At 68.5% G+C, this 791-nt stretch carries 1 protein-coding gene; it reads right to left on the bottom strand.

What is annotated here, in order from left to right; genetic code table 11:
* On the bottom strand, window positions 1–791 hold a 791-nt coding region (locus Mco01_RS38750; RefSeq protein WP_504739640.1), incomplete at both ends, for an RNA polymerDNA-directed RNA polymerase subunit B.

Genomic DNA, 791 nt, shown 5'->3' with positions numbered 1-791 from the left:
CCATGTAGTCGACCTCGGTCGGGTGGACCGCCTCGAACTCCCCGCCCTTCCGTCGGGCGAGCACCCGGGACTCGGCGAAGCTGCCGTCGGCGTTCAGGACCGTGTTGGCCTGGGCCACGACGTGCCGGTCCTCCTCGTCGGCGGTCAGGTAGTCGATCTGCTCGGTGACCCGGCCCTCCACCACGCGGCGGTACGGCGTCTCGACGAAGCCGAAGGAGTTGACCCGGCCGAACGAGGACAGCGAGCCGATGAGGCCGATGTTCGGGCCTTCCGGCGTCTCGATCGGGCACATCCGGCCGTAGTGCGAGGGGTGCACGTCGCGGACCTCGAAGCCGGCGCGCTCACGGGACAGACCGCCCGGGCCCAGGGCCGACAGACGCCGCTTGTGCGTCAGCCCGGCCAGCGGGTTGGTCTGGTCCATGAACTGCGACAGCTGGGAGGTGCCGAAGAACTCCTTGATCGACGCCACCACAGGGCGGATGTTGATCAGGGTCTGCGGCGTGATCGCCTCGACGTCCTGCGTCGTCATGCGCTCGCGGACGACGCGCTCCATCCGGGCCAGGCCCAGCCGGACCTGGTTCTGGATGAGCTCGCCGACCGTGCGCAGACGCCGGTTGCCGAAGTGGTCGATGTCGTCGGTCTCGACGATCACCTCGCCGTTGGGGCCCATCGCGTCCTCACCGGCGTGCAGCCGGACCAGGTACTCGATGGTGGCCACGATGTCCTCGTCGGTCAGCGTGCCCTGGGTGATGTCGGACTGGACGCCCAGCTTCTTGTTGATCTTGTAACGG

This window comes from Microbispora corallina (assembly GCF_016863035.1).
Lineage (GTDB): Bacteria > Actinomycetota > Actinomycetes > Streptosporangiales > Streptosporangiaceae > Microbispora > Microbispora corallina.
This window is presented reverse-complemented; position numbering and strand designations above follow the sequence as displayed.